Origin of the sequence: Helicobacter cappadocius, from assembly GCF_030688855.1 — a bacterium.
In the GTDB taxonomy this organism is placed as follows: domain Bacteria; phylum Campylobacterota; class Campylobacteria; order Campylobacterales; family Helicobacteraceae; genus Helicobacter_J; species Helicobacter_J cappadocius.
In genome coordinates this window covers 281,735-290,142 of sequence record NZ_JAUYZK010000001.1, presented here as the reverse complement: position 1 = coordinate 290,142, position 8,408 = coordinate 281,735, and the positions used below count along the sequence as shown (strand labels likewise).

The following is an 8,408-nucleotide window of genomic DNA, read 5'->3' as shown; positions in this document are numbered from 1 at the left end:
TTACCATTAGCACTAGTTTGAAAACTATTTCCATAAATATCCCCAATGATGCTTGTATTCTTTGAGGTGAGGGTAGAGTTTGCCCCAAAGTAAGTTCCAGCAGAAGAGCTATCCCAAGAAGTTTGAGAAGAGCTATCTGTGATAGAATCTACGATGGTTTTGTTTGAAGAGTTGATCTTAATAATCCCTGCATCAGTGAAAGATAAATTAGTTGTGCCAGAGCCAATAATAAAAGTAGGTGCTTTGCTTGAATCTGTATTGTTTGCATGATCGCTATTAGTTTGATCTAAAGGACTTGTATAATCAATGCTTACATTCAAGCTACCATCTTTAGTGCCTAAGATAGAATTTTCTAAGAGTTCATTATTGCTATCAAATACTGCCTTGATGCTCCCACCTTTAGGATTTTTAGGATCTGTTTTATCAGTAGAAGTGAGGTAAATTCCCTTAAATCCTGCTCCTTGAATATCCAAGGTTGAACCTGCTGCAAAAGCAGTGCTTAGGGAATCATCTATAGCGATCACTCCCATTGAGCCTTCATCTGATTTAGCTAGAATATTTAACGCTCTGCCCTCTCCTGCTTTGAGTGTGAGGGTATTGTCTTCATTTTTAAAAGCACCTTTTCCATAGAGGGCAACACTGAGATCTTTATCACTCTGGATGCTTTTACCAATAAAGCTGGATTGATTTAAAGTACTTTGTAATTTAAAAGTCTCTGTTATATCATTGGATGCTTTGAGCCTATCTTGTGCATTTGCTCTATTATCAAAGATAAAGCCCAAAGAATAGCTAGAGTTGATACTCTCATCACTTGTATCTCCATAAATTGTGCTACCATAGAAATTAAAGCTCACATCTTTATCCAGGTTTTGAGGGACTTTGTTTCCTTTTAAGGTTGCATAATCTCCAGTTAAAAGCTTTTCTCCATCTTCTTGCACTGAAGCAGTGCTTTGAGCTGCCCTTAGATGCACTCCAGCTTGAGCTAGGGTATTAAATACTCCATCATTAGAAGTGGTGCTATCTTGCCAAGAGATGCTTCCATCTTTTATTTCAGGAGTATCTAAAGAAGTATCAGATGTGTTATCTGTGAGATTGATAAAGCTAAATTCAGAACCCTTATCTCCTGCAAGATAATAGCTCTTATCACTAGCAGAGGAATTGATGATTTTATCACTTAAGGTATTGCCTGTGAAATCAAAGCTGATGTTTTTTTGATGGGTGTTGGTGCTATCTGCTTTGATGATGTTTCCACTTAAGCCCATAAGACCTTCAGGGTGGGTGCTAGAAGGTCTAAAATCTAAATTGATATTATCTGTAGAAATATTGCCCTTTATCACTGTGTTGTGCAGAGTAATCATTGCTTGAGTGTTTTCAAACTGCTTATCATAGAGATAACCTGCATTATTAAAAGTGAATTGTGAAGCTGAGCTAAGTCCTGTGATGCTTCCTTTGTAGAATTGATGATCATAATCTACAGAGCCATAATTGCCATTGAAGGTGAAGTGATAGATAGCTGATTGGTTTTTATCACTCTGTGCTTGTGGATCTATGATATTAAAATCACTATAAACCCCTGCATCTGTAGCTCCCCCATTCCATAAAGCAGCATTAGAACTATCAATGGTTGCATTAATAGTAAGTCCTGCTGAATTGATGGAAATATTTTTATTTTCATCCACAGCAAGTGAGGTTTTTCCTAATAGGTTTAAAGTGTTGCTTGTTCCTGCTTGTGTGCCTTCTAGGTTTTTTCCTATCAAAGCCCCTCCATCTATAACATTGATAGTGGCTTTATCTAAATTAGAACCTAAGGTTGTGATTTGATCTTTATTAGAGATGGTGTTATCTGTGCTATCTAATATAGCAGCTGTATTAAAGCCTTGAGAGTTTGCTCCTATAAAGGTATAGTAAGCTCCTTTGGTGGTGTTTAAAACCCCTCCTTTAAAAGAACCTCCTTGAGCTAAGTTTGTATAATCAATATTATCAATATTAGAAACATCTATGCTTGGGGCTGTGCCATCTGAAAAAGCTAAGATGCCATTAGTAGAAGTCTTGCCATCAGCAGCTTTTATCGAAGAAGTGCTATAAGTTCCACTCCCTACTCCATCAAAGACCCCTTTAATATTAGCTACATCAAAGAGAGCTTGACCTTTTATATTGAGTCTAGCTGAAGAGCTGGTATTAAAGTCTAAATCCATATGATGGAAGCTGAAAGTTGAAGAGCTACTTCCTCCGCTAATAGAAGCATTTGAAGTAAAAGAATCATTCCCATAAAAATCAAGATTAGCTGTGATGAGATCTTGTGTAGAACTAGTACCTAAAACTAATTTTCCATTTAAAGCAGATTTGGCAATATCTAATTTGGTATTACCAATGGTGTTGTTATCACTATAGTATTGCAAAGAGGTTTGTGCATTGTTATTGCTATCTACTCTTTTGTCTAAATCTCTATTATCAAAGATTGCACTAAAATTCACTTTTACTTTTTGTGAATCCTTTGCAGCAGTGCCTGAAGAAACTGTGGTATCTCCAAGTGAAGTTCCTTTGAGGGTATAGTTGTAAGCAGATTGGGTATTTCCTCCTCCTGTATTAGAAGCAAATAAAATATCACTCACATTTTTACCTGATACTTTAGCATTAGAATTTAAGGCTTCTCCTAAGTTGATCAAATTCACATTGATGGTTGTATTAAAATTAGCCAACAAGGTGGTATCTGTGCTTGTAGCAATAGAAGAATCTCCAATGAAGGTGTAATTCTGCGTACCTCCTCTTATTTGGATACGTTTAGCAATACTAAGACTAGAAGCCTCTATGTAGTCATTGATATTTTTAGTATTTCCACTAGCATCTGTGCTAGAAGTGAGCAAACTCCCATCTTGGGTTTTTAAAAGCGTATCTTGGGTAGCATCTGAGGCTTTAGCAAAGACCATATTTGAACTCACAGGTGTGCCATTGTCTGAATCCATACCATTTTCGACTTTGATATTTGTTCCTCTGATGTTGTAATTTCCTTGAGCAAACCAACCCACAGTAGAACCAGCTTGAGAGAGAATAACATTAGCTCCTGTATTGTTGAGTTCTAAATTCAGACCTTCTTTATTACCAGGTAAAGCAATATTCACCCATCCACTATCTGTTTGTGTAGTGCTATCGTATTTGGAACTTCTGATGGAGTATTTACCCACAAAGCTAAGGGTGGAATCTTTTTTTAATAATCCAATATTATCACCTTGATAAAAGGTATTGCTAATAGGATTTCCAGCACTATTTTTACCTGTGGTATTAAAACTAAGATCTGCAAATACACCTGAACTCTGCTTATTGATTTTAGTGGTTATATCCCCGATGATGCTTGTATTATTAGAGATAAGTGAAGAATCATCTGAGAGATTGATGTTAGAATTAAGACCCTCTATTTTAATCATCCCTCCAGGATTATTTAAAATGAGTTTGTTTTTAGAGTTATCTTTATTATTAAAGCTGATAGTAGGCACATCAAAAGTATTTTCAGAGGTATTCTTTAAGCTTCCTTCATAAAAATTGATTACATTGCTATTAGAACTGCTTAAAATAGAGTTCTCATTCAAAGTGATGTTTAAAGCTGTGTTGGCACTATTAGATATTTTTCCATAGAATTTAGAATTGAATGTGATGGGTTGATTGTTGCTATCTAACTCAGGATTGTTATTTGAATCAACAAGTGCATTATCTCCAAAGATAAAATTCCCTCCATTGCTCCAATCGCCTATCAAAGAAGTATTGCTTAAATTCAAACTAGAAGCAGCATTGACTTTATCTGTATTGCTTAATACAAGAGTACTTTGTGTATCAATAGCTGTTAAAGTGGTTTTTCCAGTTCCTAATTTGATCTTTACAAGGTTATTAGCATTTGAAATAGCACCTTCTCCTAAGAATGAAAGGGAATTATCATAGATATTATCACTTAAATCAATGAGTGTTCCTTTGTAAGAAGCTGCGCTTAAAGGGAAGAGTTTATTGGGATTAATAATCAAAGAACTGCTGTCATTGGCTGCATTTTTGATATTGGATTGTTCTGCAACACTTTGTGAAGCAAAGGTCAAATCCAAAGCATAATCACTTTCTTTGAGATCAGAGTTAAAAGTGGTGTTTAAGAATTTAAAGGTAGTGCCTTTAGCAATAGATTGCTTATCTGTATCATTCACATTATCATAGCCATTGATATAAGCTTTAGATGAAGCATCCGTTAAGCTAGAACCATCTATGCTTGTATCTGTTTGATTAAAGGAAACTCCTGCGTTTTTTAGCTCATCTATTAAGGAATTAGAAACACTATTATTATCTCCTAAACCTTCTAAACCATAGATGGTGATTTGATTATCTGTATTGTTGCTTCCTGCTAGTTTATTAGTGCTTCCTCCTAGAAGAGTTCCTCCAAATTTAACAGCATTATCATTATCAGTAAAATTAAAAGTAATATTGTGTTTTCCAGTGCCAACAATCGCTAAGCCATAAGGATTGGAATCTTCTCCTGAATAATCTAAAGCAATAGAAACATCTTTAGGAAGATAGCTCACACTTCCATCTGTTGCAGTGCTTTGAGTGCTTTTTCCAAGCACTCCAACTAAGGAAGTTTGATAAAGCGTGAGGCTTCCTAGATAGTTGGTGATCTGAGAGACATTAAGAGAACCTGCATTATAAAATCCATAGGTAGAATTTGCTGTTCCTCCAGAGATTGTTCCTGTATAACCACTTTGATTTTTATCAAAGCTCCCTTCAGTGAAGATGAAATTGATGTGTTTTTCAACATTGTCATTTGTATAACCAATATCTGCATCTGAAGATTTATTTAATACAAAGCCATCTTCAGTGTTTTTATCTGTGGTTGCAGAAGTATGGGTGCGGTTACTTAGAGTGTAAAAAGAAGAAACATCACTTGGATTGTTTGCATTATTGGCAATAATAACAGGAATACCTGTGCCATTATCTAATCCTAAAGTAGCATTTCCAAAGGTGGCTTTTAGGATTTTAAAATGATTATTGCCTGTGTTTAAAGCAGCCTTGCTCATTGTATTAGTGGTATCTGTACCAGCAAGGGAGAAAATAGAGTTGGCAATTAAAGTTGAACTATTTGAGCTAGGAGTATTTAAAACCACATTGGTTTTTAAAAGACCCAAGCTTCCTTTGACATTACTAAGAGAGATGCCTGTGTCTTTAGCAATGCTATCTATGATATCCTTAGCACTACCATCAGCACTGGAAGCATCTGAAGAATTAGCTAGGCTTAAATCCAATGTGCCAATGTTAGAAAAACTAAAAGAAGAGCTATCAGACCCTCCTGTTATTGTTACATTTCTTGTATTAGATGTGCTAGGATCTGTGATTGCTTGTTTATTGATAAGACTCCCATCTGCATTTAATCCTGCAAAAGTAAAAGAGAGATTGGCTGTAGAATTAGAACCTAAATAAATATCCCCAATGCTTGTAGCATTTGAACTGACATTAGAATCTGTGTCAGATGTGTCTGAATTAGTAGAAGGAGTGAAATCAAAATCAGCTAATAAGCTTCCATTATAGGTTTTAGCAGAAGAACCAATATTTCCATAGCTTTGAGCTTGTGTGTCTTTAAGGCTAATAGAAGAGTTGGCATTGGTATTAATGATATTGCCCAAAGAAGAAAAAGAGAAATCCCCAGTTAAAGTTCCATTATCAAAAGCAATGTTTCCAATTTTTGCATTGGAGATATTTGTAAAACTAAGAGTAGAATCACTCTTAGCAGCAGAAGCAGAGATTTCTTTAATATCTAAAGCTGTGTTAGTAAAACTAGCATTTAAACTAGCTCCTCCAGGATTGCTAGTGCCTCCATCTGTTACATTGATAGAACCTTTATAAGAAGAGTTTCCAGTAAAAGAGAGGGTCAAGCTTGTGTGTGTGCCTTTGTTTTTTGTTTTTTCTAAGACATTGATGTCTCCTTCCATAGAAGAATCAGCAAAACTGATATTACCAGAGCCATTAACATTTCCAGCAGAAGGACTTGGCCAACTCTTAAATCCAATATCTCCTATGAGTTTGGAGTTGTTAGTAAAATTGGCATTGAGTGTTCCATCTTGCCAAGTAAGTGCACCATATACATTGGAGTTGTCTATGGTTGCGTTGATACTTCCCCAAGCTGCACCTATTGAATAAGTAGAACTAGCACTAGAAGGTGTTCCGATTTTAGAGTTATTGCTGATGTTCAAAATAGCTTTTGCACCATTATTGACATAAATTTGATTCCCTATACTTGCATTATCAGCTGTGATGTTGGTGGTTGTAGATGATGGAGCTGCAGTTAAATTGATCTTGTTTAAAGTAGAGCCTGAGTTTAAAAAGATATTGGCATTGCCATTTGTAACAACAAGGTTGTTCAATACAGAGTTGTTATTAAGAGTGAGTGTTCCATTGCTTACTTTAGTATTGTAGGTGTTAAGGGTGGAGTTATCAAAGGTGTATTTACCTGTGCCACCATTATTATTGATGGTACTAACAGAAGAACCTGAATTAGCATTTAAAGTAGTGTTGCCCCCTGTAGAGGTGATGGTATCTGCAGAGGAAGCTGCATTTAAGGTGAGGTTGGTAGAGCCAGTGGTGGTAGTGATATTGCCTAGTATTGAAGAGTTGTTGTTAAGGGTGAGGTTCACATTGAGATTGTTAGAAGTGCCACTATTATCAATAGTGATGTTGCCTACCCAACTAGATTTAGTCAGATTAACAGTAGCTGAAGGATTAAAAGAAACATTATAAAAATTACCACTTAGAGTAAGATTTCCGTTGATTTTAGAATCATTATCAGCATTTATTGTAATTTTACCATTTGTTGTGCTCATCTTTCCTTCTAAGATAGAGCCATTATTAAGGTTAATATTTGCCTTAAGAGGACCTACATAGGTAGTGCCATCTGTAGTAAACGTAATATCTCCAGAAGCTTTAGAACCTTGATCGAGATTGAGATTGAAATTCCCCCTATTGCCACTTGCACCACCTTGCCAAGAAGAATTATTAAGAGTTACAGTAATGTTGCTATTAGTAAGTTTCGCTTTGCCTATCAAAGAAGAGTTGTTTTTAAGATCAAAATTAAAAGTGGCACCATTTCCTATAGTTATCCCTGCACTCTTTGTATCAACGCTAGAGTTGTCTAAGTTCCATTTCCAAGCTGTTCCTGTGGAGTTTTTAATCCCTCCAATCATAGAAGAGTCAGTTAAATTAGCGTTGATAGTACCCATGTAAGAAACTACATTACCCTGCAAGAAAGAGTTATCATTAAGAGTTAAATTAACTTTTTGGGTATCATAACCACTAAATCCATTGTAATTCATTGTAATATTTGCGTAAGCTTTAGCTCCTTTATCAAGGGATAAATTAAAAGCTCCTCTAGCAGCAGATATATTTGAGCTAGCACCATTAGCACCCTTTAGAGCGAAGCCTTTGTCTGAATTACCTGAAAAGTTGTAATTTAAAGTTGTTGTACTATAGTGTATATGGTCATTATCTGATGGACCAGTGATGTTTCCTTCTAAAGAAGAATTCGTAAAATTAAATGTGTATGAAGAATGACCAGTATACCAACCATCAATTGAAGTGTTGCCCTTCCAATTCGCATTGTTTGCAAAGTTGAATGTTACGCTTTTGGCTACATGTCCCTTTAAGTCGCCTACAAAAGCATAATCTTTGAGTGAAGGATTAGAATCTCCCTGATAAGAACCATCAAAATTAAGTGTGTCAGGAGACATTCTATAAGGATAGATGGCTCCATAAGATAGAAATTTGTAAAAATAGATCGTTCCATTTAAAACTGAATTCTTAAAATTAAACTTAGTTTCCGTATTATTTCCATAAATCTCTTTGCCATTAGAATTAATAATAGCATTATTGGCTGTTAGATTAATAACTTTATTAGGGAGATTTTCATTTTGCCATTTATTAAAATCTAAATGCGTCATATTGAAATTTAAATTGTACTGATCTGAGCCTAATGGCGTGAGTGAAACACCGTTAGGCTCAGAAATAAGCTTCGCACAAGAAGCACTATCTCCTAGTGTGCAAGAAGCATCACCTAAAGTGTCTGCTCTTAACTCACCACTAAATGAAAACAAAAATGTAGAAAGCACAAAAGAAATAACAGGGATAAAAGATTTGTTGTATTTTTCAGTAGATCGAGATTTTTTTGGATTTTCAAAATTCTCTAAAGAATTGCTTTTTAAAAAAGTCAATGGGGGGGGGGCTATAACCGAATTTTGGGCATTAGAGGACATTATTTTATTGTTTTTGTCGCTGTTCATTATATTTTTCATAGGTTTTCCTTAGGATATTAGTTGTTATTTTTGAATGGAATCATATCATATTTTTTTACTTGATAGTAAATAAAAGATGAAAATCTCGAAAAACATCGAAAA

At 35.2% G+C, this 8,408-nt stretch carries 1 protein-coding gene; it reads right to left on the bottom strand.

The genetic code is table 11. The features are described 5' to 3' along the window. The coding region (locus Q5I06_RS01325; RefSeq protein WP_305516400.1) for a beta strand repeat-containing protein at window positions 1-8,306 on the bottom strand (8,306 nt) is incomplete at its 3' end. Window positions 8,307-8,408: the final 102 nt, after the last annotated feature.